We start from the raw sequence: 26,762 nt of genomic DNA on the forward strand, positions 1-26,762 counted from the left end.
CGCAAAGGAACAAAACTCCTCTTAATAAGCCAATTTAAAAATGCAGAAAATAATTGACGCAGATACTCGCTATCATTGGATCGACTGTCAGAGTCAAAAATCCTTTTTTCAAGAGGTGAATTCAGTTTTAAGGCAAAGTTATCCGCGTTTTTTAATCGAAGACCTGATTGATTTCCCGGAATGGCGCGATCTCCATTCCCTTTATCCAGAATTTCAATTTGGTTTGGTTGAAACGGCGAGTCAAAAGATGGTTGCACAGGGAAGTTGCTTACCGATTCCTTGGGATTGTTCCTTGGAAGAATTACCGAATACTGGATGTGATTGGATATTAACAACCGGTTTGCAGGGAAAAGAAAACAACACTCAACCAACAATTTTAGGAGGGGTTTCCCTGACCATTATTCCCGAATATCAAGGACGAGGTTTGAGCAAGTATCTTTTGGATTATATGCAGGAATTGGCTCGCTCCTGTCAATTCCCTGCTTTGATTTTGGCAGTACGTCCCACGCTTAAACATTTATATCCTCTGACTCCAATCGTGCGCTATATTCAGTGGAAAAATGAGGCAGGTTTGATGTTCGATCCTTGGTTGCGATTCAATCTCAAATACGGAGCAAAATTAATTGGGATATGCGATCGCTCGACTGAAATTATCGAACCGATTTCCTATTGGGAGAAAACAACTCAAATGCACTTTCCCGAAACTGGGAAATATATCATTCCGGGGGGAATCATCCCTCTAGAAATCGATCGCAAAACAAACCAAGGATACTACATTGAACCAAATATTTGGATCAGCTATCCAACCGCATAAATTGTCAACTATTCTTCAGCAAGTTTGTAAAAGAATATTAGCAACCAAAGGGGCTTCTGCGAGGAGTTAAGAAGGCTTGTATGCCAGAGTAGGGGATTATGAAACATGACTGTTTGTCTTGAAATATTGATGTCTACTGCGTCAGCGTGCGGTACGTGCATTTGTTCCTTTTTCGGAAATGGCCAGTGATGGCTTTTGGGGATGGCTTTCAAGATTGTGGCGTGTTCTTCCTCTCCCGAAAGAAAAAGCGTAACGCCGATCTTTGCTTGTGTATCGAGAATATCAGTATCTTGATGCCAGAGGGTATCCCCTTGTCCTCGACTGATGCGGAGTAGAGACCAGAATACCGGCTCAAGTTCGCAAGGACTTTGCAAGATTCCTTCCACGCGATCGATTAAAAAGGGCGATCGCGCCAATTTTTGAAAAGCAGTATATTCGCCCACGCGAGTGGACCACTCATCCCCACAATAAACACCTTCCACAATCAAAGGATCTTCTACGGGTACGGTTGTCTCTATTGTTTCTGCCTCGCGGCTCAAATCGTCAGCCAAGGAGGTAGGAATAATATCTTCTGCGATCGCATAGCCGTTTTCAGTAAAAGTGGGGTTTAGTGAATTCATTAACCTAAATCCTTTAGCGATGACTACCGATATGTTATCATAAACCGCACCCATTTTATTCCTTCATTTCATCTCTTAAAATACATTTAATTTTTATGGAATTTATTCAAGAAAAAACTTATTTAAAACTCAGAACGGAAATTAAAAGCACGCTTAATTTAGCTATTCCTTTAATTTTGACTCAATTTGCCGAAACTGCGATCGCCTTTGTCGATCTCATCATGATGGGATGGTTAGGGACTGAGATATTAGCGGCTGGGGGTTTAGGAGCCATTACTTTTGCGACGTTAATTTACATTAGTGCGGGATTATTTTACGGTTTGGGGGCGATCGCGGCAGTTGCTTTTACTCAAAAAAATATTGAAAAAATCCGTACATTACTCATTCAAGGACTCTGGATCGGTTTCATTTTTGCTGTACCGATCGCGCTATTGCTGTGGCATTTTGGTTCTATTTTAACCTTATTGGGTCAAGAAGAAAGAATTGCTCATTATGCAGAAATTTACTTGCGGGCAATTGTTTGGGGTTTGCCGGCTACTCTCGGTTTTATTGCTATTAAAGAGGTTGCAAACGCTTGCGATCGCCCCCAATTTCTAACTATTATTGCCGCGATCGCCGTTCCTATTAATGGATTGGCTAATTATACCTTCATGTTCGGTCATTTTGGCTTTCCTGCTTTAGGATTGGCGGGAGCGGGTTGGTCAAGTATCTTTGTCTTTTGGCTGATGTTTTTAAGCGGTATTGGATATCTGCAATTTCATCCCGATTTTCGAGAATATCGATTCTTCGATCGGCTTTGGTTCAGCGATCGTTCAACATTTTGGGAAATTTTAAAATTAGGCATTCCGATCGGCATTCAACTGGGTTCGGAGTTCGGAATATTTGCTTTCGTTGCCTTATTAATGGGATATTTAGGAACAGAAAATTTAGCGGCGCATGAAATTACCCTTTCCGTTCTGGATATCGCAATTATTATTCCCATCGGATTTTCCCATGCAACCGCCATTCGAGTCGGACAACAAAGTGGAAACCATAATCTAGAAGGAATTAAAACAACATTTTTAGTCGCGTTTCTTCTCAATACTGCGATCGCTAGTCTTATTAGTTTAGCCCTGTGGATTTTTGCGCCTCAAATTATTGCCATTTATTTAGATCCCTCCAATCTAGATAATATTGAAGCCACAAAAATCGCTTTATCTTTATTAAAAATCGCCACTTTTATTCAAGGAATTTATGGATTACATTTCATCGCGATCGGTGCATTACAAGGATTGCAAGATACTCTCATCCCCATGTGGATTAATATTAGTATTTACTGGGTTATTGGCTTGGGAGGCAGTTATTTTATTGCTATTATTTTACATCAAGGAGCGATCGGTGTTTGGTTGGCTTTGATGTTAGCTATAATCAGTTCTACAGGTATTCTGATCTGGCGTTTTTCCCAGATTCTCCCGAAACAAAAAGAGAATTGGTAGTATTATAATCTGTCTTGAATGACACTATTTCCCTTACCCAAGTTTACGTGCTTCAATCTCCATTTACTGTTGTTTTAATCATTCCCACAGGGATCGGTGCATCTATTGGCGGTTATGCAGGGGATGCGCTACCGGTTGCTAAAGCCTTTTCTCAAGTCTGCGATCGCCTCATTACCCATCCCAATGTTCTCAATGGCGCACAAATGTATTGGAATCTTCCCAATGCGCTTTATGTAGAAGGGTATGGTTTGGATCGCTTTGCTGCGGGGGAATGGGGACTGCAACCAGTTCGACAAAATCGCATTGGTTTGCTTCTCGATCGCGCGATCGAACCCGAATTGAGATTGCGCCACATTCAAGCCGCAGATGCCGCTAGAGCCACGTTAGGACTAGATTTGACCGATTATATCCTCACGGATGCTCCCCTGGGCGTAGAACTGCGATCGGCTTCATCGGGGGCAAGTTGGGGGACTTTAAATAACCCTGGTAGTTTATTGAGGGCAGCCGAGAAACTCATTCAAGAGGGAGGGGCAGAGGCGATCGCCGTAGTTGCCCGTTTTCCCGAAGAAACCGACAGCGCAGCCCTAGAAAACTACAGACACGGTTCGGGAATTGATGCTCTTGCCGGAGCGGAAGCTGTTATTTCTCACTTAATTGTTAGAAATTTTCGCATTCCTTGCGCCCATGCTCCTGCTTTATCTCCCTTACCTGTAGATCCGCAAGTTTCCCCTCGGGCGGCGGCGGAGGAGTTGGGTTATACTTTCCTTCCTTGTGTTTTAGTGGGCTTATCCCGCGCCCCTCAATTTATCGCGCAACCTCACACAAAAAACCCAACCCAGATTTGGGCGGATGAAGTCGATGCGATCGTCTTTCCTGCCGATGCTTGCGGGGGAAGTGCTATGCTCAGTTTAGGCAAAGCTCGGGCGATCGCGGTAGAGGATAACCAAACTGCGATGCGCGTCCCCCCAGAACCCTTGGGCATCAAAGCTCTTCGCGTTCCCTCTTATTTAGAGGCGTTGGGTGTATTGATCGCTTATCGAGGAGGAATCAATCCCGATGCTTTGCGCCCCGATAGCGTTAGATTACGTTGTCTCTCTTAATATAGCCTAAAATAAAATCCGTGAATCAATCCGAACCTCCTGAATTTGAACCTCTCACTCGCACTCAAGTTCTCATTGCGATGGCCGTGACGGCAATTATTTTGTTAGTTGTCGCTAAAGTGTGGCAGTCCCTTGGATCGGTGCGAATGTTAGCCCTACAATTTAATCTCAATGCGGTGTTATGGGGGTTGGGGTTAGCGGGTGCAATCTCGATCGCCAGCGCGATCGTGCATCGTCTCTGGCCAGCTTATCGACGCAGTGCTAATTATTATTTAGAGTTGGTGATTAAGCCGTTAATGTGGCCGGATTTAATTTGGTTGGGATTATTACCGGGTTTGAGTGAGGAATTATTGTTTCGCGGGGTTATGTTACCTGCCTTTGGGTTAAATATTGCGGCGGTAATTTTATCGAGTATTTTCTTTGGGGTGTTACATTTAAGCGGGATGCAACAATGGCCGTATATGATTTGGGCGACGATCGTGGGGGGAATATTGGGTTTTAGCGCGATCGCCACCGGAAATTTATTAGTTCCTATTGTGGCTCACGTGGTGACAAATTTTGTTTCTGGATGTTGGTGGAAGTCAGGAACTCACCGCTAACCCTCCGGGTCTAGCGGGAGCTTGAGGGAATCCTCAGCTCTAACCTGACCAGTCTCAGCGAGAAATCGCTACGTTATCTGGGTCAAGAAACCTACAAATACGTGCCAGTTTGGAGCTTCTTTCGTTAGTAATTAAACAGGTCTAAATGAGTTAAGCCAGTGTTGCTAACCTAACAAGCCCAGATAACATAGACGAGGCAAACATTACCCTAGTAATAGGAGTTAACCCATGCGGGTATTTGTATTAGACAAAAACAAGAAACCGTTAAATCCAACTCATCCTGCCAGAGCGAGAAAATTGCTCAAATTGGGGCGAGCTAAGGTGTTTAAACAGTTTCCCTTTACCATTATTATTCAAGACATAGAGGGAGGAGAAATTAATGAATGTCAGTTAAAGATAGACCCCGGTTCGAGAACGACAGGATTAGCAATTCTACAAGGAAACCGAGTGATTTGGGCGGCTGAATTGACCCATCGCGGACAACAAATTAGAGACAAATTAACTTCAAGACGACAGTTGAGAAGAGGACGACGCAGCCGCAAAACTCGGTACAGAAAGCCCCGTTTTCTCAATAGAAAACGTCCTGATGGCTGGCTTGCTCCCAGTTTAATGTCGCGAGTTCATAACATCCTGACTTGGGTTAAACGGCTTTGTCGAATCTGTCCAATATCGGGGCTTTCTCAAGAGTTAGTTCGATTCGATACTCAGGCATTACAAAACCCAGAAATCTCTGGTGCTGAATACCAGCAAGGAGAATTATTAGGGTATGAAGTACGCGAATATTTGCTTGAGAAATGGAACAGAAAATGCGCTTATTGTAGTGCAGAGAATATTCCCTTAGAAGTCGAGCATATTCAGCCAAAATCGAAAGGAGGAAGTAACCGAGTTAGTAATTTAACTCTGGCTTGTCATTCTTGTAATCAAATAAAAGGAAACCAAGAAATTAAAGACTTCTTGTCGGTTAAACCTAAGATTCTCAAAGGAATATTAGGACAAGCAAAAGCATCGTTAAAAGATGCAGCAGCAGTCAATTCTACCCGTTGGAAGCTGTACGAAGCGTTGAAGATAACGGGTTTACCTGTTGAAGTTGGTACGGGAGGATTGACTAAATTTAATCGCACTCGTCACAACTTACACAAAACCCACTGGCTCGATGCCGCTTGTGTTGGTAAATCAACCCCAGAGCAGTTAATTATTAAGGTTAAGAATCCGCTTTTAATTGCTGCTAAGGGTCACGGCACGAGACAGCGATGCCGTCCTGATAAATACGGTTTTCCCAAAGCACACGCACCTAAAGCGAAATTCTTTCAGGGTTTTCAAACAGGCGATATTGTTCGCGCATCTGTTCCCAAAGGAAAGTATGCAGGGAATTATGTCGGTCGTATTGCGATTCGATTTCGTCCTTCCTTTCGACTTTCTACTACAGGAAATAAACCTTTTGATGTTCACCCTAAATACCTACAAGCCATTCACCATGCAGACGGCTATGAATACAGCTTTAACTAATGACTCCCTTGGGTCGATTTTTGATGTTGGCGGCGTTTCCTCTCACCGCTAAACGCTTCGCGTTCTAACGGGAGTCCCCACGCCGCTTTTTTGATGCGAGCATCCTGATTTTTACGATATAACTTTTAAAACCAAACTTGACAAGCGATCGCGGTACAATTTCCATGTTAATTCCTCGGCTTTTTGGCGTGCTGCTTTGCCCATTTCTGCTAATTCTTGAGGATGAGCGTAACACCAAGCTAATTTTTCTTGAATGGCTTCTACATCGCGAATGGGAATAATAAACCCTTCTACTCCATCCGTAATAATATCCGATCCTCCTGCATTTTCTGTGGTAATAATGGGAATTCCGCAAGCCATTGCTTCTAATAAGACCAATGCTAACCCTTCTACTAAAGAAGGAAAAACAAAAACACTCGCCGAACTGTAATATTGATTCAAAGTTGCATGGGGAACCGAGGGAATATAGCGAAAATACTCTTGATATTGTCCCAAATAGCGATCGCCAAATTCATTCATTCCCACTAATAGTAATTCTGCATCGTGAAGGTTTAATTTTTGCCATGCTTGCAATAAATAATGAACTCCTTTTCTTGCTCCCACTCTCCCGACAAATAAAGCGCGAAATTGTTTATCTTGTTTAGGTTGGGGTTGAAAGTAGTCGTGGGGGGAACCAAAAGGAATGACTGTGATTTTATCTTTGCTAATTCCTGCATTTAAAAGCGATCGCGCCACAATGGTCGAAGGTACGATAATATGGTCAGCGAGGGAAACTTCCTGTTCTTTTCGCTCTAATTTCCTAGCAGGTTCTTGAATTGATTGCAAAGAAGCAGCTAAATCGGGAAATAATTCCGCTTCTTCTTGCTGAATTTGTTGACTTTGGCGATAAAATACGATGGGCAGATCGTAAAAGCATTTAATCCCTTGTTGTTTGGCGACGGAGAAGGTACTAGCAGCCCCATCCTCATAGGCGTAAACTCCTGTAAGTCCTTTGAGATGTTTTCTGGCTACTCGCCTGTCTATGGAGCCATAAACCCAATCGGCGAGACTTTGAGAATTTAACCCCAAAGAACGGTTTAAACCCGTGCGAAGTAAAGCAATTCGCAGGATTTCTTCGCGGGGATAGGTTTTTAAAAACCTGTTTTGAGGAGGAATCCAAATTCGTCGTCTCAACTCGCGATCGCCAGCCGGAAAGAACTTTTGCAAGATACGAGCCAAATTCCCATCAGGATTATAAGCCACAGAAGTAATAATTTCCTGAAGCATATCTATTTCCCAAAGGGCGATCGCCGCATTGCGTGCAAAAGGATTCCCTGTAGGATGAATTAGGGTAATTTTAGGATTCGTCATTGTCTTGTAAAACTTGCTGTTGTTCCCGCCAATTTTCAACCCGTTCCAGCCAAGGAAGTAGGAAAATAAAACTCGTATATAACCAATAATAAAGCCCAAAAGTATTGTGATAGACCATCTGATTGATAAATAAAATTGATTGAATTAGAACCCCAGATAAAGCTAAATCTCGTAAAAAAGGGCGTTTTAATCGTGTAAAAATTAAAAATAAAGTAATAATGAAACCTACTCTCATACCATACCATAAAAGGAAACCAATTGGACCTAATTCGAGCAAAACTCGTCCCATTTCTGGCTCAATATCAATAGGAGGAGGAATGCCAGGAGGTAAACTAAAAACAGTTCTTAAAGACCCGGCTCCAGCGTGAGTTGCTCCCGCACCATAACCATCGAGATCTGTTAATTTGATAAAATCAAAAGGTCCAATAAAACCCAAACGAATGCGTTCGCTTAAATCAGCATTGGAACTCATACGAGTCCAAAATGCTTCGAGAACTTGGCGAAACAAAATAACGGCAACACTGGCTGCGATCGCTAAAAAAGGAAGCAAACGACCCAACCAAAGAAAGATTTGTTCGGGTTTGCTTAAAATTCTAATACCATAATATCCAGCCATGAATAATACGGCAGCAATGACAGGTGTTCGCGATCCGGTCATAAAACAATTTAAAGTTAGTAGAAAAATTTGTACATAAGTTAATGCTCGCCAAAGGGTTGATTGTTTAATGGATAATAAAGGAATTAAAAGACCAATACAAGCAGAAAGATAACCTTGATAACTATTAAGATAAGAAAATGTTCCGGTAATTCTAACATTGCGCGTTCCTGCAAATCCAAAGGTTGCAATCGGTTCATTGCGTCCTGGAATATATTGATTGATGGGACTATTAATAGGGCTAAAAAACTGTACAATCCCTAAAATCCCAATAGGAATTAATAAAAATAAATGGTTGCGAAGAAAGATAAAAAGTTCTTCTTCTGAGCGAAATAAACTCGGCATCATCCAGATTAGAGGAGTATAGAAAAGATAGGATTTTAATCCTAAAATTCCGATAATGGGAGAACCAAGATTGGGATTAAATGCTTGAAAAATGCACCAACCCGAGGCAAGAATAATGGCAATATTTGTAAAATTATTTCTAATGGGAAATCTTGGTTCGCCTTGGGGGAATAAATAATAGCGAATATACGCACCCAATAAGACAAAATCTTTGAAAAAATAAATAAATTCACTCGCTTGGGGTAAAACCCATTTACGAATTGCTCCGTCAATGACGATAATAAAGAAAACTGCTTTAACCGATCTGCGCCAATCTCGAAAAGAAGCGTAGATAATGGTAAATAAAATGATTAATCCAACCAGAGCTTTGATCAAGAATAACCCTCCCTCGTCTGTTAATAGTTCGCCATAAATTCCATATTCATCGACTGGATTCGAGTTCCCCAAAGAAATATAATTATATTGTAGCGATAAATAAAGGAGCAATACGATAATTAGTAACCCAAGCGTAATTTTCACAGGAGAATCGCCTCAAGTCTCTGTAAGTATTTTTGCGCCACGATGTTTTTTTGATGGCGTTGTAAATGTGGTTTTGCATTGCTTCTGTACTTAGCAATTTTATCAGGATTTGTCAAGAATTCCGCTAATATTTTTGTTAATTTACCGCGATCGCCATTAGGAAAAGTCTCTCCACAATCGGCGATCGCGTCTTTTAAACCGCCTCCTTGAGAGCCAATGACAACACAACCGCAAGCAATGCCTTCTAAAGCGACAATACCAAAAGGTTCTTGCCAACGGGAAGGAATGACGAGAAATTGATGAGAATTGAGGGTTTTTGCCACTTCTGAAGGGGAACAAACTCCCAAAAAGCGAACTTGCGAAGCAATTTTTAATTGTTTTACTTGTTGTTGCAATTGTTCTTTATCGATGCCTTCGCCAATAATGGTAAGATGGGGAACGAGTCCTTGTTGCTTGAGATCGAAGAGAGAATCGAGGAGAAGATCGACCCCTTTATCTGAAACTAATCTTCCCACAAAAACCAATTCTTTCTCACGCTTAATTTCCGGCATTTCTCGGAAAATATCGTCTCGATAAGGGTTATGAATGACATGAGAAGAGACGGGAAGATGAGAGGCGATCGCCTCGCTAACGCAAATATTAGTTGCAAAACGAGTTACCCAAAGTTTGAGGCGATCGGCTGGAGCAATACTCCCATCGGGACGATTATACCAAGTATGATGGATGCAAACGAGGGGTTTGGGCTGTAACAACTCTAACCAAAGTCCTTTGAGGCTAATACAGCTTTGCAGGTAAATATCGCACCAGTGCATTAATTCTAATTGCTGTTTGGCGCTAGGCTGACGAAAGATTTCAAAAGGAAAGATTTTTTGTTCGCGATCGGGGGTTTGAGAGATTAATCTAACTTCTTGTCCCAATTGGACCCATTCTGTCGCCAGCATTTCTGTAACACTTTCCACTCCCCCTATACTGGGATAAAATAAGGGAGAATAAATTAAAATTTTCATGGCAGCGATACACAGAAGGGAAAGGGTACAATGAAAATAGCGATCGCCGCCCTAAAATTAGCAGCGAATGAATTCTTCGGCTCTCCTCATCTTTGACCCTACCATTAACTGGCGGGTTATTCGACTTTCTCAAATCCTTCCGGAATCGCTAAAGTAAAACTAGCAACTAAAAAATAGTCACAATTTCTTAACTAAATCCACAAAGTCCTATGTTTGAACATTTTGCAGACACCGCTATTAAAGCTGTTATGTTGGCGCAAGAAGAGGCTCGTCGCACGGGTCATAACTTGGTTGGTACAGAACAAATCCTCTTGGGTTTAATTGGCGAAGGTACCGCGATCGCCGCGCGAGTTCTCCGGGATATGGGTGTCACCCTCAAAGCCGCCAGAACTGCCGTCGATCGCTACATTGGCCGCGGTCCCGGTTACGCCCCACCGAACCTACCCTTCACCCCAAAAGCGAAAAAAATCTTCGAGCAATCCTTCGATGAAGCCAGGCAATTAGGACATACTTACATCGGCACCGAACATCTTTTACTAGCCTTGGCGAATGAAAAAGAAAGCGTTGCCATTAAAGTCCTACAACAACTGGGGGTCGATCGCGATGCCCTGCGTACAGAAATCCTGCGCCGTATGGGAGAAACTGCCGCTTCAGGGGTAGGGATGAATTCGGAAATGGGAGTCTTTGGCGGACCTCGGGAAAGCTCTACCCAATTAGCAGACTTTAGCACCGATTTGACCGACCTAGCTCGCAAAGGGAAACTCGATCCCATGGTCGGACGTAGCAATGAATTAGAACGAGTCCTGCAAATTCTCGGTCGTCGCACGAAAAATAACCCCGTTTTGGTGGGGGAACCGGGAGTGGGAAAAACGGCGATCGCGGAAGGACTGGCTCAACGTATCGTTCAAGATGATGTCCCAGCTTTGGTGAAAGGCAAACAAGTTATTGCTTTAGACATGGCTGCTTTGATGGCGGGAACTCGCTTCCGAGGGGAATTTGAAGAACGTTTAAAAACCGTCGTTGCAGAAGTGAAAAAAGCGGGCAATATTATTCTCGTCATCGATGAAATTCACAATCTCGTCGGCACCGGGGCGATCGGGGGAGGAGTCGATGCTGCCAGTATGCTCAAACCCGCTTTAGCGCGGGGAGAACTGCAATGTTTGGGGGCGACGACCCTGGATGAGTATCGCAAGCATATCGAACGGGATGCAGCCTTAGAGCGCCGTTTCCAAAAGGTGTTGGTGGGAGAACCTTCCGTGGCGGAAACCGTTGAGATTTTGCGGGGGTTGCGATCGAGTTACGAGAAACATCACCGCGTTACCATTACCGATAAAGCGATCGCCGCCGCGGCCAATTTCGCCGATCGCTACATTAACGATCGCTTTCTCCCCGACAAGGCGATCGATTTAATTGACGAAGCGGGATCGCGGGTGCGAGTGCGACATTCCAGACAGCAAAAATTTGCCCCGGAAGCGGAAGAAGTGGCTCAAATTGTCAATGAGGAGGAAATTGCTCACATTGTCTCTGCTTGGACGGGAGTTCCTACAATTAAACTCGCTGAAACCGAATCGGAAATGTTGCTTCACCTCGAAGCACAATTACACGAACGGGTAGTGGGTCAAGAAGAAGCTGTATCTGCTGTTGCTCGTGCCGTGCGGCGATCGCGAACGGGAATGGGAGGACGCGATCGCCCCATTGCCAGTTTTATTTTCTCTGGACCGACGGGAGTGGGGAAAACCGAACTTTCTAAAGCCTTAGCCACCTTTCTTTTTGGTTCGGAAGATCATTTAATTCGCATCGATATGTCGGAATTAATGGAAGGACATACAACCTCTAAACTCATCGGTGCGGCTCCCGGTTTTGTCGGCTACGAGCAAGGGGGACAACTCACCGAAGCCGTGCGCCGCAAGCCTTATTCTATTGTTTTATTTGATGAGATTGAGAAGGCACACCCCGATGTTTTTAATTTACTCTTGCAAATGTTAGATGACGGACATTTAACTGATTCTAGCGGGCGCAAAGTAGACTTTAAAAATACCCTGATTATTATGACTTCCAACCTCGGCTCGAAGGCGATCGAGAAGGGAGGAGCGGGTATGGGTTTTGAATTAGTGGAGAATGCAGGAGAGGCTGAATACCAACGCATCCGCACTAAAGTCACGGAGGATTTAAAACAATATTTCCGTCCCGAATTTCTCAATCGCATTGATGAAATTATTGTTTTCCGTCAGTTAACCAAGCCAGAAGTGACGGAAATTGCCGATATTTTATTGCGGGAAGTGCGCGATCGCCTCCAAAGCCAACAAAACATTGATTTAGAGGTAACAGAAGCCTTTAAGGACTTAGTGGTAGGAGCCGGATACAATCCCAGTTATGGTGCAAGGCCTCTCCGTCGCGCCATTACGCGGTTTCTCGAAGATAGTTTAGCAGAAGCCATTCTCACTAAAGAGGTGCAAGCTGGCGATCGGGTTGTCGCCGACGTAGACGACGATGGTAAAGTGAAGGTGAATCCCAATCAGGCATTGCAGGCATTACAAGCTGTTTAATAGTTAATAGCTAACGCCTTCATTCCTTGACCCAAAACCCGCGATCGGTTCTCCTCTTACTTTACCTGTTCCGGTAGGTCGCAATTTAGTAGCCTCGATCGCGATCTTACGACATACTGCAACGGTTTGCCTGAGCGATGGCAAGCGATTGCATTTCCGAAAAAGGTAAGATGGAGCGATCGCTACTTTAGGGGCAATGCAAAGCATTAATTTACCAACTTGGATCACCATTTCCCGACTTTTGGGAGTTCCTTTTCTCTTCTTTTTTCTCCAAGATCCCAGCGATCGCCATCGTCTGATTGCCTTGGGAATTTTTCTCCTCGCAGCAGGGACAGACTGGTTAGACGGCTATTTGGCTCGTAAACTCAATCAAGTCAGCGACTTGGGCAAATTTCTCGATCCCTTAGTTGACAAATTATTGGTTTTTGCCCCCTTCCTGATTTTGCTGCAATGGGGTGTTATACCCGCATGGGGGGTATTTTTGATCTTGGCACGAGAAATGGCGATCGCCGGCTGGAGAGTCAATCAAACCACCATTTCCGGTGCCAATATCTGGGGTAAACTCAAAACCGTCGTGCAAATCGCCGCTATCTCTTGTTTAATTGCCCCTTTACCGGAAACTTGGCAATTTTGGACGCTTTGCCTCTTTTGGTTAGCAGTGGCACTAACATTAATTTCAGGTTATTTGTATATTTTTCCATCGACAATTGGAGTGGATAAGCTATCTATCCTTCAAGTTAAGTCCAAAAAAACTTAAATATTTTGTAATATCTCAAACAGTAGAAATTGAAAGAATCCAAAACAAGGAACAGGTTTTGTATTCCTCGCTACAAAAGAAGGCGAACCCTAGCAGTAACATACACACCTCGACGCTTTATTTTTTAAAGCGCGATCGCATTCCAAAGAGAGGTAGATAAAACGACTATGATCAATCGACTAGGACGAAGAAAATTCTTATTATATGGTTCTGCGGCTTTAGGAACGAGCATATTGCTCAAAGCCTGCACGACTGAAACTGAAGGTTCTTCAGAAGACTCTAAAGAAGAATCTACAGAAGAATCTACAGAAACATCTAGTAGCGAAGATACGATTAAAGTGGGAATTCTCCACTCTCTAAGCGGCACAATGGCCATTAGCGAAACCACAGTGGTCGATGCTGAGAAATTAGCAATTAAGGAAATTAATGAGTCTGGTGGTGTTCTCGGCAAACAAATTGAAGTTGTCGTAGAAGACGGAAATTCTGACTGGCCGACATTTGCAGAAAAAGCCGCCAAATTAATCGACCAAGATAAAGTTGCCACGATCTTTTGTTGTTGGACTTCAGCCAGTCGTAAAGCCGTTTTGGATGTTTTTGAATCCAAAGATCATATGCTTTGGTACCCCGTTCAATACGAAGGTCAAGAATGTTCTAAGAATATCTTCTACACGGGGGCAGCCCCCAATCAACAAATCGAACCTGCCGTCGATTGGTTATTAGAAAATAAAGGCAAAAAGTTCTTCTTGGTGGGTTCGGATTATGTCTTCCCTCGCACTGCTAACACGATTATTAAAGAACAACTCAAAGCCAATGGTGGGGAATTAGTGGGTGAAGATTATTTACCCCTTGGCAATACAGAAGTAACGCCAATTATTACCAAAATTCAAGCCGCTTTGCCGGATGGTGGAGTTATTTTTAACTCTTTAAACGGAGACAGCAATGTTGCCTTCTTCAAACAGTTGCAAGGTGCAGGACTTACTCCTGATAAATACCCGGTCATGTCCGTCAGTGTAGCAGAAGAAGAAGTTCGGCAAATTGGTCCTGAATTCCTCAAAGGTCACTATGCTGCGTGGAACTATTTCCAAACTGTTGAGAGTCCTGAGAATGAAAAATGGGTTAAAGATTTTAAAGCCGAATATGGCGAAGATCGCGTGACCAATGACCCCATGGAAGCTGCCTACATTATGGTTTATTTGTGGAAGCAGGCTGTTGAAAAAGCAGGCACCGCAGATGACCTCGAAAAAGTTCGCGCTGCGGCGATCGGGCAGGAATTTGACGCACCGGAAGGCAAAGTCACTATGAATGCCAGTCACCACATCTCTAAAACAGTACGAATAGGCGAAATTCGTGAAGATGGATTGTTTGACATTGTTTGGTCAACAGACGGTCCCATCGATCCCCTACCGTGGAATCAATTCGTCCCTGAAACTAAAGGTTATGGGTGCGATTGGAGCGATCCTGCAAAAGGCGGTAAGTATAAAATAGAATCGTAATTTCTCTCGTAGGGACGTTAAATTTAACGTCCCTTCACCAGTCAGCAGTTATTGGGGTTGGTAAGTATTCATTCTTTTGCGGTCGTCAATTTATTAATAATTGAAAAGTGTTGCAACTATTTTTTGGATTATTTAATGGGATTAGCATTGGCTCAGTATTGTTAATTGCTGCATTGGGTCTTGCTGTTGTATTTGGACTCATGGGCGTGATTAATTTGGCTCATGGAGAACTCATGATGTTGGGGGCATACACGACGTTTGTGGTGCAGAATATCTTCAAAATGTTAGGCGATCCTTGGTTTGGTGCTTATATTTTTGTTGCTTTACCTGTAGCATTTATTGTCGCGGCTTTGGTGGGACTTGCCCTAGAAAGGGGAGTCATTCGCTTTCTCTACGGACGACCCTTAGAAACACTTTTGGCAACATGGGGAGTGAGTCTAATTTTACGCCAGTTTGTCCGCAGTGTTAATGGAGTTTTAGCGATTGGACTGGTTGTTTTTTGCTTATTATTTTTCGGCGCTTGGGTCTTACTCAGTCGTCGTCTCGATTGGCAAAAAATTCGCAATGGTGCATTAAGTATTCTGGTATTTCTTTCCGGGGGAATTGCTACAGTGACGGGCTTTTTATTAAGCAGTCAAAAGGCTTTAGCAAAACCGTGGTTTAGTGCTAGAAATGTTGATGTTACTGCCCCTGCTTGGTTGCGAGGAGGTTTTCCTATTGGGAATTTTCAAATTCCTTCTGCCAGAATTTTTATTATCATTTTAACGATCGCCTGCATTGTCGGAATTTATCTATTTTTCAATCGATCGAATTGGGGGTTACGAATTCGTGCGGTGACGCAAAATCGCGAAATGAGTTCTTGTTTGGGGATCCCTACTAATCAAGTTGATGCCTTAACTTTTGCCTTGGGATCGGGACTCGCAGGAGTTGCAGGAGTGGCGATTACTTTACTCGGTTCCGTTGGTCCCAATACCGGACAAAACTACATTGTAGATACCTTCATGGTGGTTGTCGTTGGTGGAGTGGGTAATTTATTGGGTGCTATTGTTGCGGCTATGGCGATCGGAACCGTAACTTATTTGGTCGGATCGGGGACGATCGCGGCAATCTTTTCCCAAAACTCAGCCTTGCAAGGCATTTTTGATTTCTTCACCTTTTTTGCAGACAGCAGTATGGCAAAAGTGATGGTGTTTGCCCTAATTATTACCTTTTTGCAATTCAAACCTGCCGGAATTTTTCCTCAAAAAGGACGAACGGCTGAACTTTAAAGAAAAGCCTGAATGCTGAATTGTAAAGGAATTAATTAAAATGATCAATCTCGATAAAGGTACGGTTATTAAACGCCAGAAAAAGCGTAAATTCTGGATTGAAGGGATAGCGATCGCGGCGATCGGTCTCATTTTTTGTTTGCTTCTGCCTGCAATTTTGCCCGAATTTCGCCTGAAGCTATTAGGACGCTTTTTGTCCTTGGCGATCGTTGCTTTGGGAATCGACTTGATTTGGGGTTATACGGGGTTATTAAGCCTAGGACATGGCATTTTCTTTGCCCTGGGTGGTTATGGGTTGGCCATGCACCTGAAATTGCAATTACCGGAAGGGCAAATACCGGATTTTTTCACTCTTTATGGGGTTGACAAATTGCCTTTTTTCTGGTATCCATTCTATTCTTTTCCGGTTACTTTAATTGCGATCGTTTTAGTGCCAACAATTGTCGCCGGATTATTAGGCTATCTCGTTTTTCGCAACCGGATTAAAGGGGTTTATTTTTCCATTTTAACCCAAGCGGCTTTGTTGGTTTTCTTTAACTTTTTTAATGGACAACAAAAGCTCATTAATGGCACAAATGGATTAAAAACTGATACGGAAACATTATTTGGAACAGTAGTCAGTTCATCGGGGATGCAATTAGCCTTTTATGAGGTGACAGTCTTATCAGTTCTGATTATTTATTTACTCTGTCGCTGGCTGACAAGCGGACGTTTTGGACGCATTTTAATTGCTATTCGCGATGATGAAAACCGAGTGCGCTTTTCTGGCTACGATCCCACGGGTTTTAAGGTGTTGGTTTTTGCAATTTCTGGGGGCATTGCTGGAGTTGCAGGAGCATTATATACCGTTCAATCAGGGATTATTACGCCCAGTTTTATGGAGGTTGCTTTCTCCATTGAAATGGTAATTTGGGTTGCTGTTGGGGGACGCGGTACATTAATTGGTGCAATTATCGGGACATTATTGGTAACATTTGCACGAACTTTATTAAGCGAACAATTTCCAGAGGTTTGGTTATTTTTCCAAGGCGCATTATTCTTATTGGTAGTCACGGTACTACCGAATGGAATTGTCGGTTGGGTGAAATCTTGGGGCTGGGAAAAACTGCGATCGCTATTAGGACTTGAAGACCCAATGGTTACCTATCCTAGTTTAGAAAAAGATCCTCTTGTCCAACAAGAACGAGAAGAATTGGAATCCGTACAAGATAATCAGAGGTAAACAAAATGGCAGCAAAAATATTAGAGATTGATAATTTAACAGTTAGCTTTGATGGATTTAAAGCACTGAATAATCTTAACTTCAGTATGGATACGGGGGAGTTGCGCGTCATTATCGGTCCCAATGGTGCCGGAAAAACAACATTTTTAGATGTTATTACCGGTAAAGTTCAACCCACAGAAGGAACAGTACGATTTAAAGGGAAGAATTTACGAAAAATTGCCGAACATCATATCTCTCGTTTAGGCATTGGGCGCAAATTTCAAACCCCTCGAGTTTATCTTAATTTATCAGTTCGAGAGAATCTAGATTTAGCTTGCAATCGCCAGAAAAATGTTTTTGCAACGCTGTTTCAACGTCCTCCAGCGACAGATAAGCGGAATGTTTTTGGCTTATTAGAAACTGTTGGTTTAACTGCTAAAGCCGATCTGAAGGCCGATCTTCTTTCTCATGGGGAAAAACAACGGCTAGAAATTGGGATGTTAGTGGCTCAATCTCCAGAGTTACTGTTAGTTGATGAACCGGTTGCAGGGTTAACTGATGAAGAAACCGAAAATGTCGGTAATTTACTCTTAGCTTTAGCAGAAAGTCATTCTATTATCGTCATTGAACACGATATGGAGTTCGTGCGTCAAATTGCCCGTCAAGTGACTGTTTTACACCAGGGTTCGGTATTGTGTGAAGGTAATATGGACCGTATACAAAATGACCCTCGGGTTATTGAAGTGTACTTGGGTCAAGTGCCTTCTATTGGCGAAAAAGAAATGATTATGTTGCGAATTGCTGCATCAATGGCTTGGGCAGATGGTAATATTGCACCAGAAGAAATTGATGTAATTTTAACCCGCTTAAGTCGTCAATTTGCGGATGATGAGCAACAACAAAAAGAATTACAACATGAATTGCAAGATTATTTGGGGACGAATATTGCGATCGCCAATTTAGTGCCTCAACTGGAGACTGTTGCAGAACGAGAAATAGTGCTAAAACTTAGTTATGAAATCATTAGTTCTAGTGCAAGAATTCCTAGTGAAGATTTAATTAATGAGGAAGAGGCGATCGCTTATGCCAATTTAGTCAAACTCCTCGAATTACCCGCAGAAACTGTCAAACGCTTAGAAGCAGAAGTTCAAGCAATGTCGAAATCTTAAACTAATCCATTCTCATTACCCATTATTGATTAGCCAATGTTAAATATTTCTCAACTCAATGTTTACTATGGAGAGAGTCACATTCTCCGCAATGTCGATCTCAATGTTACAGCCGGACAAATGGTCTGTTTGATTGGACGGAATGGTGTCGGGAAAACGACATTATTAAAAACCATTATGGGGCTACTTAAACCGCGTCTGGGAACAATTAAATACAAAGGAGAAGAGATCGGCAAAAGAACTACCGATCGCCGTGCTAAAATGGGGATCGGTTACGTCCCTCAAGGTCGAGAAATTATTCCTCGCATTACGGTTAAAGAAAACTTGCTCTTAGGACTAGAAGCGCGTCCTCAAGGCAGAAAAGGTAAGCAAGATATACCCGACCATATTTTTGAGTTATTCCCGGTCTTAAAGACGATGTTAAGCCGCATGGGAGGCGATTTGAGTGGAGGTCAACAGCAACAACTGGCGATCGCGCGGGCTTTGATGGGAGAACCGCAATTATTGCTTTTAGACGAACCTACAGAAGGGATTCAACCTTCGATTATTTTAGAGATTGAAAATGCGGTAAAAGGAATTATTAAAACAACAGGAATTTCAGTGCTTTTAGTCGAACAACATTTACATTTTGTCCGTCAAGCCGATCGCTATTATGCCATGCAAAAAGGTGGTATTGTGGCATCGGGAAGCACTAGCGAATTGAGTCAAGATGTGATTCAACAATTTTTGGCTGTTTAATTTTTGCTCTTTTAATCGCGATCGCCTTCTTCTTCCTCAGTAAAATCAACTCCTTCATAAAGATCCCTAAAAGCAATCTCAAACTCGAGGGAATTTAAGGCGATCGCGCTTTCTTTCCCTGTATATTCACTTAAAACCCATTGATCCGCATCGTTTTTCACATATTGCATGGCATAAAATCGTTTTTGATCAATTAAAATATATTCCTTCATCTCTGGGATCGATCGATAATATTCAAACTTATCTCCGCGATCGTAATTCTGGGTTGATTTGGATAAAACTTCGACAATTAACATCGGATTCATAACCGTTGTTTTACCTTTACCCATATAAACAGGTTCCTCTTGAATAACCATTATATCGGGATAGGTATATTGACGATAGGAAGGAATCCAAAGTTTAACATCTCCCATATAGATACGATAGGGTTTCTTTCTCAGTGCTAATTTAAGATAAGCGGCAAAATTCAAGGAAATCTCATTATGATTGGTTGTTCCACCTGCCATCGGTACGATTTCTCCATCTCGATATTCGCTTTTAAATTCCGCTTGTTCTTCCAATTCTAAATACTCTTCTGGAGTATAGTAGTGCGTTTTAATTGCTGTTACCATGAGTTACTTTCCCAGCTAATGCGATCGCTTTAAAGTTATCTAATGACATTATAAAGTAAATCTATCTGCGATCGCCTTCTTCTTCCTCAGTGAAATCAACTCCTTCATAAAGATCGCTAAAAGTAATCTCAAACTCGAGGGAATTTAAGGCGATCGCGCTTTCCTCCCCTGTATATTCACTTAAAACCCATTGATCCGCATCATTTTTAACATATTGCATGGCATAAAATCGTTTTTGGTCAATTAAAATATATTCCTTCATCTCTGGGATCGATCGATAGTATTCAAACTTATCTCCGCGATCGTAATTCTGGGTTGATTTGGATAAAACTTCGACAATTAACATCGGATTCATAACCGTTGTTTTGCTTTTATCTGTATAAATTGGTTTCCCTTGAATAACCATTATATCAGGATAAGTAAATTGACGATAGGAAGGAATCCAGAGTTTAACATCTCCCATATAGACGCGATAGGGTTTCTTCTTGAGGAAAAACTTGAGATAAGCATAAAAATTCCCAGCAAGTTCATTATGATTGGTTGTTCCACCTGTCATGGGGACAATTTCTCCATCTCGATATTCATTTTTAAATTCCGCTTGTTCCTCCAGTGCTAAATATTCCTCTGGAGTGTAGTAGCGAGTTTTAATTGCAGCAACCATGAGTCCCTTTCCTAGCTAATACGATCGCTTTGAAATTCTCTAATGATATTGTAAACCAAATTTAGTTTTCTTGCGCTTTTTTTCGTTCTGCTAATTGTAAGCAAATGCGATCGTGAACTTCGCTAGTAATGGGATAGAAATAAGTCAGAATCATTCCCAGAATCAAAAATAAGGCTGGTAAAGGGGCGATCGCAAGACGAATAGCAAGAAGTGCGCTTTCAGGTTGAATGGGAATCGGTTGTCCTGGTAAACGTTCGATAAAACCGGCAAAATCCAAGGATTGACCAACAATTAATAAGGCCAATGCTAGACCGAGTTTTTGCAGTAAAACCATAAAACCATAAAAGATTCCCTCTCGTCTCTGGCCTGTTTTTAACTCATCCCATTCAATAATATCCGGCATCATCGACCAAGGAATTAAATAAGCAACAGAAACTCCAATTCCAGCTAAAACTGCACAGAAATATAATAAGCCAGCTTGACCGGGTTTAACGATAAAAAGAAGTGCTTGTTCGACTAACCAAATGGACGATCCTAAAAAATAAACCGTTTTCTTTCCGAAGCGATCGCTAACTTTTTTCCAAACAAATAACATCCCTAAAGCAGTTCCTTGAATGGCGATCGCAACCAGAGGAAAATCGCCTTCTTTCATCCCCATCCAACTAACCACAAAGTAAATCATAATTGAGGCCACCAGTTGCACAGCTAACCACGAAAATAAATAAATACCAATGAGATAAAGAAAAGGCTTGGTACTTAAAACAATCTTTAACTGTTCCCCAAAAGGAATTGAGGGAATATCTTGAGCAAGCGATCGCGCTTTAATGGCATTATCATCTACTAAATGTTGTTCGGGTTTAGAAACAATTAATGTCCAGCCAAAAGCAACGATTAAAACTCCTAAAGATAAACCCGAAACATTGATGAACAAATTAATATTTTTGGTAAAGAAAGCAACAGAAATAAAGGCAATGAAACCCAAACCCCCAAACATGAGAATTTTGCCAACAGTTTTACGTCTAGAAAGAGTAAGTAAGGGTTTTGCACCGCGTTCTTGAATGCGAAATGTACACCAAAAAATAGCGATAGTCGAGACTAGAGAAGCAACTAAACCTAACAAGAAATACTGAGTCAAAGGATCGTCAGGATAAGACCCAAAAACAATTTGTGCTAAAATCAAAGAAAAAATACTTCCCCCAATCGAAAATGCCATACGAAAACTATTTAAACCCGTGCGTTCGTTGTAGTTTTGAGTTAATTCTGGCGTGAGTGCTGTATAGGGCAAATTAACAGCAGTAAACGCTAAATTAAACAGAATAGCAATGAGAATATAATAGGTGAATAAAAACCAAGTATTGAGATTAGTATTGTCGCTAAAATGAGGGACTAACCACTGTAAGAGAAATAAAAGTCCAAAAGGAATTGCACCTCCTAACATCCAGGGAATGCGTCTTCCCCAAACCGTGCGAGTGCGATCGCTTAAAATCCCCGTCAACGGATCGTTAATAGCATCAGAAATCTTCCCGATCGCCAAAATCAAACTAGCTAAACCCGCCGACAATCCGGCCACATTAGTAAAGAAATATAACAGGAAAAAGACCAGTATATTAGCAGTAACAGCAGAACCTAAATCTCCCGCACCATAGGCCAATTTAGTTGAAAAATTTAGCTTTTCCGCTTCAGGAGGGCGATCGCCTTCTCCTCGATCCTCGGGACTCGAAATATTGTTCACGATCGTTTCTCCAATGTTGTAGGGTTCTTTTTTAACAGGAAAAGTTCCAAAAAAACAGATTTGTGCTTTAAAATTAGCAATAATTTCATAAGTTGTAACATTATTTGTCCCTCAATCCTCATCTACCTATGCCGGAAATGTATGTGTCTTGGTTGGAGTACCGCGAAACTATTGAACGTTTAGCCGCCAAAATTTATCGCTCGGGTTGGCAATTTGATAGTATTGTTTGTATCGCGAAAGGAGGGCTGCGGGTGGGAGATTTACTATGTCGCTTATACGATCGCCCCCTTGCCATTCTTTCCGCGATGTCCTATCATGGCGAAGAAAATCGCTTGCGTGGAGAAATTGCCTTTTCCCAACATCTCTCGATGACTGCATCTTCATTAGGCAGTCGCGTGCTATTAGTGGACGATCTGGTGGATTCTGGGGTGAGTTTAATTGAGTCGGTGAAATGGTTGCAGATGAATTGTGCAGAGATTGAGGAAATTCGTACAGGTGTTCTTTGGTATAAAGAATGTTCCGCGATCGCGCCAGATTATTATGTGAGTTATCTTGCAGATAATCCTTGGATTCATCAACCTTTTGAATACTACGAAAAATCAACGGTTGAGGAGATTGCTAATCAATACGAGGTTATGGCAATGGTGGAATCATAAAGCAATGGTTTAGAAGCCTGAGTTAAAAGCAAAAAAGACGAATTCAGATAAGTGAAAATAATGAAAGCCATTGGTTACACAGATGCAGGTCCGATCGCGGCAGAAAATGCCCTAATCGAGTTTGAAACGGACATTCCCCAACCTGGCACGAATGACCTACTCGTAGAAGTTCGCGGGATATCGGTCAATCCAGTTGATGTTAAGGTGCGAGGAAAGGCACAACCCGAGGGTGAACCTCGTATCCTTGGCTTCGACGCTGCCGGAATTGTGAAAGAGGTGGGTTCCGGGACTACCCGATTCCGTCCTGGTGACGAGGTGTTCTACGCAGGGGACATCACTCGCCCTGGTACAAATGCCTCATTTCACGTTGTTGACGAACGCATCGTGGGTCGCAAACCCTCATCCCTCGGTTTCGCGGAAGCTGCGGGAATGCCCCTAACCGCGATTACAGCTTGGGAAATACTGTTCGATAGCCTTAAACTCAAGGAGGGTGAGGGCGAGGGGGAATCACTGCTGATCGTCGGTGGTGCCGGGGGTGTGGGGTCGATTTTGATCCAACTGGCCAAGAAACTCACAAAGCTGAATGTTATTGCAACAGCATCGCGCTCTGAAACGCGAGAATGGGTGAAAAAGATGGGTGCAGACTATATTATCAATCATCGCAATCCCCTCGATGAAGAGATGAAGACTCTGGGGATTTCGCCGCGCTATGTTGCCTCTCTCACCCATACAGAACAACATTTTAAGGCGATCGCAACTTTAATTAAACCGCGCGGTCACATCGCCCTAATTGATGGACCCCAATCCCTCGATATCGTTTCCCTTAAACCGAAAGCCCTCTCAGTAAGTTGGGAATTTATGTTCGCCCGTTCCATGTTCCAAACCGAGGACATGGATGCACAACACATCCTCTTAAATCGGGTCGCAGATATGCTGGATAACAACACCCTGATTTCAACTGTCAACAGGCATCACGGTAACTTAAGTGTCGCAAATCTGCGAAGCTCACATGAACTGCAAGAAAGTGGCACGGCGATCGGCAAGACTGTTTTGGACGGTTTTAGCTAGATTCACCAGAGATTAATAATGATAATTGCTAATCTCCTCTAACCCGAAACAACTCCAGTAGAGTCGATCGCGCGATCGCCTCTATTTTTTGACCAAAACCAGTAGGTTTCAAGCCTCCCCTTTCAAGGTAGGGACTATTCATTGGAGAGAGAAAAAATGTAACCCCCAAAGTGCCAGCCCCCTAAATCCCCCAAGTGTGGGGGACTTTGACTCCGGTTCCCCCCAGATTTGGGTAGGGACTACTCATCGGAGAGAGAAAAAATGTAACCCTCAAAGTGCCAGCCCCCTAAATCCCCCAAGTGTGGGGGACTTTGACTCCGGTTCCCCCCAGATTTGGGTAGGGACTATTCATCGGAGAGAGAAAAAATGTAACCCCCAAAGTGCCAGCCCCCTAAATCCCCCAAGTGTGGGGGACTTTGACTCCGGTTCCCCCCAGATTTGGGGGGTTAGGGGGGCAATAATTGACGACAAGTCAGGCATTATCGCTTACTATTGCCCGTTGCCTATTGCCTATTGCCTAGCGCGTAGCGCTATACCAGCGAGGAAAATGGTTAAGATAGAGAAAAAATTTTAGGATATCGCAAACATGAGTTCCGAGTCTCCCAAACCGCCTTTACCAGATACGATAAAAAAGACAACGGAAGAGTTAGATAAGTTCGTTCAGTGGATCGCGGAATTAATTCGCCGTCGCAGTTGGTTTACGCTGCTGTTGCTGGTTGATGTAACACTCATTCTCTTTTGTACTCAGGGGGGAATTGTCCCTCAATTTTTAAAAAGTGCGTTTAGTTTCGAGTTACCGGGATGGTATGGAAAGGCATTCTGGCTGACAGTTGCAGGGATTTTTCTCGCGGCTTTAATCGTCGCGGTGGTGACAATGCCCTCGGAAATGGAGGAAGATAACTTTAAGGAACGCAGGGCGATTAAGGGGTTGCGGCCTTTTACCCGAGGGGATGCGGAAATTTTTAGCCGTTTGCAACGTCAGCGAGATTTGGAGGACTGTTTGCATTCTCTGAAAAGTTCCTCCTTTCGCTTTGGCTATTTGGTGGGAGAGTCGGGGTGCGGGAAAACTTCTTTTTTACAAGCAGGTTTGTTGCCGAAATTGGAGGAGGCGATCGCCTCTGTTGGGGTCTACATTCGCTTTAGCGATCGCGATCCTCTCGAAACGGTTCGCAGGGCGATCGGCGAGCAACTTTCCCTAAAATCCCTATCTACGGGGGAAAAGGGGAGCTTTCTGGCGTTGGTTAAGGAGGCAGTTGCAGCAACCTCGAAGCCGCTAATTTTGTTGTTTGACCAGTTTGAACAGTTTTTCGTTCAATGCAAATATGAAGGCGATCGCCAGCCTTTTATCCAAGAGTTGAAGGAGTGGTATGAGTGTCCAGAAAAGCCCCCTGTTAAGATTATTTTTAGCATTCGCGCCGATCTTTACTACTATCTGATTGAAATCGAGCAAGCGTTGGCTTATAACCCCAGTCCTTTTGAAGTATGTCGCCTAAAAAAGTTTTCTCCTCAACAAGCGACGGAGGTTCTCGGGGTGATTGCAGAAACAGAAAAACTGGAGTTCGATCGCGCTTTCATTGAAAAAATGAGCCAACAAGAACTCGCCAGTCGGGAAGATGGGTTAATTTCTCCCGTGGATGTGCAGATTCTCGCCTGGATGCTGGAACGGGAAAATATGGAGCAATTGCGGGCGTTTAATGAGAAGGCGTTTCAAAAATTGGGGGGAATTGAAGGATTATTAAAGCGGTATTTGGAGAAGGTTTTAGAAACGAGAACGTTGGCAAGTCAGCGTCAGGGGACGATTAAGGTGTTATTAGCGCTGACGGATTTGGAGAGGCAGGTGCGGGGGGGAGTGATGACGGTGGCGGAGTTGGGGGAGAAACTGAAGGAAACGGTACAACCGAGGGAGGTGGCGGAAGCAACGGTATGGTTAGCACGGGGAGATGTACGCTTGATCTCTGCGGTGGAAGGTGAGGGGAAGAGGGGTTATGAGTTGGCGCACGAACGCATGATCCCAGCGTTGATGCAGTTATCGGGGAAGGAGTTGACGGCGGCGGATCGGGCGAATAAGTTACTGGATACGCGGGTTAATGAATGGCTGGGGAGTAAGGGTAAGTCTCGTTATTTGTTGGATATTCGGGAGTTATGGGTGATCGAGCGGCAAAAACCTTATTTGATTTGGGGGGCGAAACGAGGGCAAAAGGAAAGGCTGTTGAGGTTGAGTAAGCGGCGCATTTATGGGGTTACGGGTTCAGTTGCGAGTGTAGTGCTGGTTGTGGTGTTGTTTAGCGGTTGGTTATTTTTTACCCCACAGGGACAGATACAGCAAGTCCGATCGGAAATAACGGGCAATTCCCTTGCTAAAGTCGGTGACACAACAGAAGCACAGGTGGCTGTGGCTGTGGCGAAGGATGGGCAGTGGGAAACTGCATTTAAGTTGGTTGCCGATCATGTTAACAACGATTCGGATCGAGCTACTTTTCTCGAGGAATTTGCTGCGATCGTCCCCCGAGGAACGGATTCTAGCCAAGCTAAAGTTCAATTGGAAAAGGCTGTAGCAGAGGCCGAAAAGATTGACGACCCAAACTCCAAATCCTCTACCCTGAGAGCGATCGCCTCGGCTTCTGGACAACTCAAAGATGAGAAAGCGGCTCAGAAACTCTTGCAGGAGGCTCTCGAAGCGGCAAAGGAGATTGACGACCCAAACTCCAAATCCGATGCCCTGAGAGCGATCGCCTCGGCTTATGGACAACTCAAAGATGAGAAAGCGGCTCAGAAACTCTTGCAGGAGGCTCTCGAAGCGGCAAAGGAGATTGACGACCCAAACTCCAAATCCGATGCCCTGAGAGCGATCGCCTCGGCTTATGGACAA

Annotated in this window: 23 protein-coding genes; 15 read left to right on the forward strand and 8 right to left on the reverse strand. The window is 43.3% G+C overall.

Features of this window, described 5'->3' with window-relative positions; all coding sequences use genetic code 11:
* The first annotated feature begins 40 nt into the window (after positions 1-40).
* Entirely contained in the window at positions 41-814 is a 774-nt protein-coding gene (locus VB714_RS16335) for a GNAT family N-acetyltransferase (protein WP_323225703.1), read from the forward strand.
* Between the two features lie 8 nt (positions 815-822).
* Here the strand turns inward: VB714_RS16335 and VB714_RS16340 are convergent, their stop codons facing one another.
* Positions 823-1,434 carry a phytanoyl-CoA dioxygenase family protein gene (locus VB714_RS16340; protein ID WP_323225704.1) on the reverse strand — a complete coding sequence of 204 codons (612 nt, stop codon included), beginning with the start codon at positions 1,432-1,434 and terminating at the stop codon, positions 823-825.
* Between the two features lie 95 nt (positions 1,435-1,529).
* Between VB714_RS16340 and VB714_RS16345 the strand changes: the two genes are divergently transcribed.
* The 4 genes from VB714_RS16345 (at position 1,530) to iscB (ending at position 6,114) form a co-directional block, all read left to right on the forward strand.
* Positions 1,530-2,909 (forward strand): MATE family efflux transporter, encoded by a 1,380-nt coding sequence (locus VB714_RS16345; RefSeq protein WP_323225705.1) that lies wholly within the window; start codon positions 1,530-1,532, stop codon positions 2,907-2,909.
* 47 nt (positions 2,910-2,956) lie between these two features.
* Positions 2,957-4,009, forward strand: coding sequence for a DUF3326 domain-containing protein (locus tag VB714_RS16350; RefSeq protein ID WP_416309709.1), 1,053 nt, complete (start codon positions 2,957-2,959; stop codon positions 4,007-4,009).
* A gap of 80 nt (positions 4,010-4,089) precedes the next feature.
* Positions 4,090-4,608, forward strand: a complete 519-nt coding sequence (locus VB714_RS16355; RefSeq protein WP_416309710.1) for a lysostaphin resistance A-like protein — start codon at positions 4,090-4,092, stop codon at positions 4,606-4,608.
* Between the two features lie 228 nt (positions 4,609-4,836).
* Entirely contained in the window at positions 4,837-6,114 is a 1,278-nt protein-coding gene (iscB, locus tag VB714_RS16360; RefSeq protein ID WP_323225708.1) for an RNA-guided endonuclease IscB, read from the forward strand.
* Between the two features lie 111 nt (positions 6,115-6,225).
* On the opposite strand, the gene VB714_RS16365 is transcribed toward iscB, so the two are convergent.
* The 3 genes from VB714_RS16365 to VB714_RS16375 form a co-directional block, all read right to left on the reverse strand.
* Positions 6,226-7,464, reverse strand: coding sequence for a glycosyltransferase family 4 protein (locus VB714_RS16365; RefSeq protein WP_323225709.1), 1,239 nt, complete (start codon positions 7,462-7,464; stop codon positions 6,226-6,228).
* The gene (locus VB714_RS16370) at positions 7,451-8,839 is read right to left on the reverse strand and encodes a hypothetical protein (RefSeq protein ID WP_323225710.1); all 1,389 of its coding nucleotides are present in this window, start codon (positions 8,837-8,839) and stop codon (positions 7,451-7,453) included. The genes VB714_RS16365 and VB714_RS16370 overlap by 14 nt, the downstream gene beginning before the upstream one ends.
* A gap of 140 nt (positions 8,840-8,979) precedes the next feature.
* Entirely contained in the window at positions 8,980-9,990 is a 1,011-nt protein-coding gene (locus VB714_RS16375) for a glycosyltransferase family 4 protein (RefSeq protein WP_323225711.1), read from the reverse strand.
* A gap of 209 nt (positions 9,991-10,199) precedes the next feature.
* Between VB714_RS16375 and VB714_RS16380 the strand changes: the two genes are divergently transcribed.
* Positions 10,200-12,536 (forward strand): ATP-dependent Clp protease ATP-binding subunit, encoded by a 2,337-nt coding sequence (locus VB714_RS16380; RefSeq protein WP_323225712.1) that lies wholly within the window; start codon positions 10,200-10,202, stop codon positions 12,534-12,536.
* Positions 12,537-12,539: 3 nt separating this feature from the next.
* Here VB714_RS16380 and VB714_RS16385 read toward each other — a convergent pair whose 3' ends face one another.
* A complete protein-coding gene (locus tag VB714_RS16385; protein ID WP_323225713.1) occupies positions 12,540-12,680 on the reverse strand; it encodes a hypothetical protein in 141 nt (46 codons plus the stop codon).
* A 61-nt stretch (positions 12,681-12,741) separates the two neighbouring features.
* Here VB714_RS16385 and pgsA point away from each other — a divergent pair, with 61 nt between their 5' ends.
* The 6 genes from pgsA to urtE all read left to right on the forward strand — a co-directional run bounded on the left by pgsA (position 12,742) and on the right by urtE (position 19,165).
* Positions 12,742-13,293 carry a CDP-diacylglycerol--glycerol-3-phosphate 3-phosphatidyltransferase gene (pgsA, locus tag VB714_RS16390; protein WP_416309711.1) on the forward strand — a complete coding sequence of 184 codons (552 nt, stop codon included), beginning with the start codon at positions 12,742-12,744 and terminating at the stop codon, positions 13,291-13,293.
* A gap of 170 nt (positions 13,294-13,463) precedes the next feature.
* A complete protein-coding gene (gene urtA, locus VB714_RS16395) occupies positions 13,464-14,786 on the forward strand; it encodes an urea ABC transporter substrate-binding protein (RefSeq protein ID WP_416309712.1) in 1,323 nt (440 codons plus the stop codon).
* A gap of 107 nt (positions 14,787-14,893) precedes the next feature.
* The gene (gene urtB / locus VB714_RS16400) at positions 14,894-16,054 is read left to right on the forward strand and encodes an urea ABC transporter permease subunit UrtB (protein ID WP_323225716.1); all 1,161 of its coding nucleotides are present in this window, start codon (positions 14,894-14,896) and stop codon (positions 16,052-16,054) included.
* Between the two features lie 40 nt (positions 16,055-16,094).
* Positions 16,095-17,276 carry an urea ABC transporter permease subunit UrtC gene (gene urtC, locus VB714_RS16405; RefSeq protein WP_323225717.1) on the forward strand — a complete coding sequence of 394 codons (1,182 nt, stop codon included), beginning with the start codon at positions 16,095-16,097 and terminating at the stop codon, positions 17,274-17,276.
* 5 nt (positions 17,277-17,281) lie between these two features.
* Positions 17,282-18,427: an urea ABC transporter ATP-binding protein UrtD gene (urtD, locus tag VB714_RS16410; RefSeq protein WP_323225718.1), complete on the forward strand. Its 1,146-nt coding sequence runs from the start codon at positions 17,282-17,284 to the stop codon at positions 18,425-18,427.
* Between the two features lie 36 nt (positions 18,428-18,463).
* On the forward strand, positions 18,464-19,165 hold the full coding sequence (urtE, locus tag VB714_RS16415) for an urea ABC transporter ATP-binding subunit UrtE (RefSeq protein WP_323225719.1): 702 nt from the start codon (positions 18,464-18,466) through the stop codon (positions 19,163-19,165).
* Between the two features lie 11 nt (positions 19,166-19,176).
* Here urtE and VB714_RS16420 read toward each other — a convergent pair whose 3' ends face one another.
* From VB714_RS16420 to VB714_RS16430, 3 genes are all read right to left on the reverse strand, one after another.
* Entirely contained in the window at positions 19,177-19,776 is a 600-nt protein-coding gene (locus VB714_RS16420) for a Uma2 family endonuclease (RefSeq protein ID WP_323225720.1), read from the reverse strand.
* A gap of 61 nt (positions 19,777-19,837) precedes the next feature.
* A complete protein-coding gene (locus tag VB714_RS16425) occupies positions 19,838-20,437 on the reverse strand; it encodes a Uma2 family endonuclease (protein ID WP_323225721.1) in 600 nt (199 codons plus the stop codon).
* Between the two features lie 61 nt (positions 20,438-20,498).
* On the reverse strand, positions 20,499-22,169 hold the full coding sequence (locus VB714_RS16430; protein WP_323225722.1) for an MFS transporter: 1,671 nt from the start codon (positions 22,167-22,169) through the stop codon (positions 20,499-20,501).
* 128 nt (positions 22,170-22,297) lie between these two features.
* On the opposite strand from VB714_RS16430, the gene VB714_RS16435 reads away from it, so the two are divergent.
* The 3 genes from VB714_RS16435 to VB714_RS16445 form a co-directional block, all read left to right on the forward strand.
* Positions 22,298-22,825 carry a phosphoribosyltransferase gene (locus tag VB714_RS16435; protein ID WP_323225723.1) on the forward strand — a complete coding sequence of 176 codons (528 nt, stop codon included), beginning with the start codon at positions 22,298-22,300 and terminating at the stop codon, positions 22,823-22,825.
* Positions 22,826-22,885: 60 nt separating this feature from the next.
* The gene (locus tag VB714_RS16440) at positions 22,886-23,893 is read left to right on the forward strand and encodes a zinc-binding alcohol dehydrogenase family protein (protein WP_323225724.1); all 1,008 of its coding nucleotides are present in this window, start codon (positions 22,886-22,888) and stop codon (positions 23,891-23,893) included.
* 586 nt (positions 23,894-24,479) lie between these two features.
* A partial coding sequence (locus VB714_RS16445; protein WP_323225725.1) for an ATP-binding protein occupies positions 24,480-26,762 on the forward strand: 2,283 nt, incomplete at its 3' end.

Origin of the sequence: Spirulina sp. 06S082, assembly GCF_034932145.1 — a bacterium.
Lineage (GTDB): Bacteria > Cyanobacteriota > Cyanobacteriia > Cyanobacteriales > Spirulinaceae > CCY15215.

Bases quoted from the DNA above. Each gene is read 5' to 3' on its own strand.
- urtD (WP_323225718.1), top strand. From the start codon at position 17,282: ATGGCAGCAAAAATATTAGAGATTGATAATTTAACAGTTAGCTTTGAT.
- urtC (WP_323225717.1), top strand. From the start codon at position 16,095: ATGATCAATCTCGATAAAGGTACGGTTATTAAACGCCAGAAAAAGCGT.
- iscB (WP_323225708.1), top strand. From the start codon at position 4,837: ATGCGGGTATTTGTATTAGACAAAAACAAGAAACCGTTAAATCCAACT.
- VB714_RS16420 (WP_323225720.1), bottom strand. From the start codon at position 19,776: ATGGTAACAGCAATTAAAACGCACTACTATACTCCAGAAGAGTATTTA.
- VB714_RS16380 (WP_323225712.1), top strand. From the start codon at position 10,200: ATGTTTGAACATTTTGCAGACACCGCTATTAAAGCTGTTATGTTGGCG.
- VB714_RS16440 (WP_323225724.1), top strand. From the start codon at position 22,886: ATGAAAGCCATTGGTTACACAGATGCAGGTCCGATCGCGGCAGAAAAT.
- urtE (WP_323225719.1), top strand. From the start codon at position 18,464: ATGTTAAATATTTCTCAACTCAATGTTTACTATGGAGAGAGTCACATT.
- VB714_RS16425 (WP_323225721.1), bottom strand. From the start codon at position 20,437: ATGGTTGCTGCAATTAAAACTCGCTACTACACTCCAGAGGAATATTTA.
- VB714_RS16365 (WP_323225709.1), bottom strand. From the start codon at position 7,464: ATGACGAATCCTAAAATTACCCTAATTCATCCTACAGGGAATCCTTTT.
- VB714_RS16375 (WP_323225711.1), bottom strand. From the start codon at position 9,990: ATGAAAATTTTAATTTATTCTCCCTTATTTTATCCCAGTATAGGGGGA.
- VB714_RS16435 (WP_323225723.1), top strand. From the start codon at position 22,298: ATGCCGGAAATGTATGTGTCTTGGTTGGAGTACCGCGAAACTATTGAA.
- VB714_RS16345 (WP_323225705.1), top strand. From the start codon at position 1,530: ATGGAATTTATTCAAGAAAAAACTTATTTAAAACTCAGAACGGAAATT.
- VB714_RS16335 (WP_323225703.1), top strand. From the start codon at position 41: ATGCAGAAAATAATTGACGCAGATACTCGCTATCATTGGATCGACTGT.
- VB714_RS16340 (WP_323225704.1), bottom strand. From the start codon at position 1,434: ATGAATTCACTAAACCCCACTTTTACTGAAAACGGCTATGCGATCGCA.
- VB714_RS16355 (WP_416309710.1), top strand. From the start codon at position 4,090: ATGGCCGTGACGGCAATTATTTTGTTAGTTGTCGCTAAAGTGTGGCAG.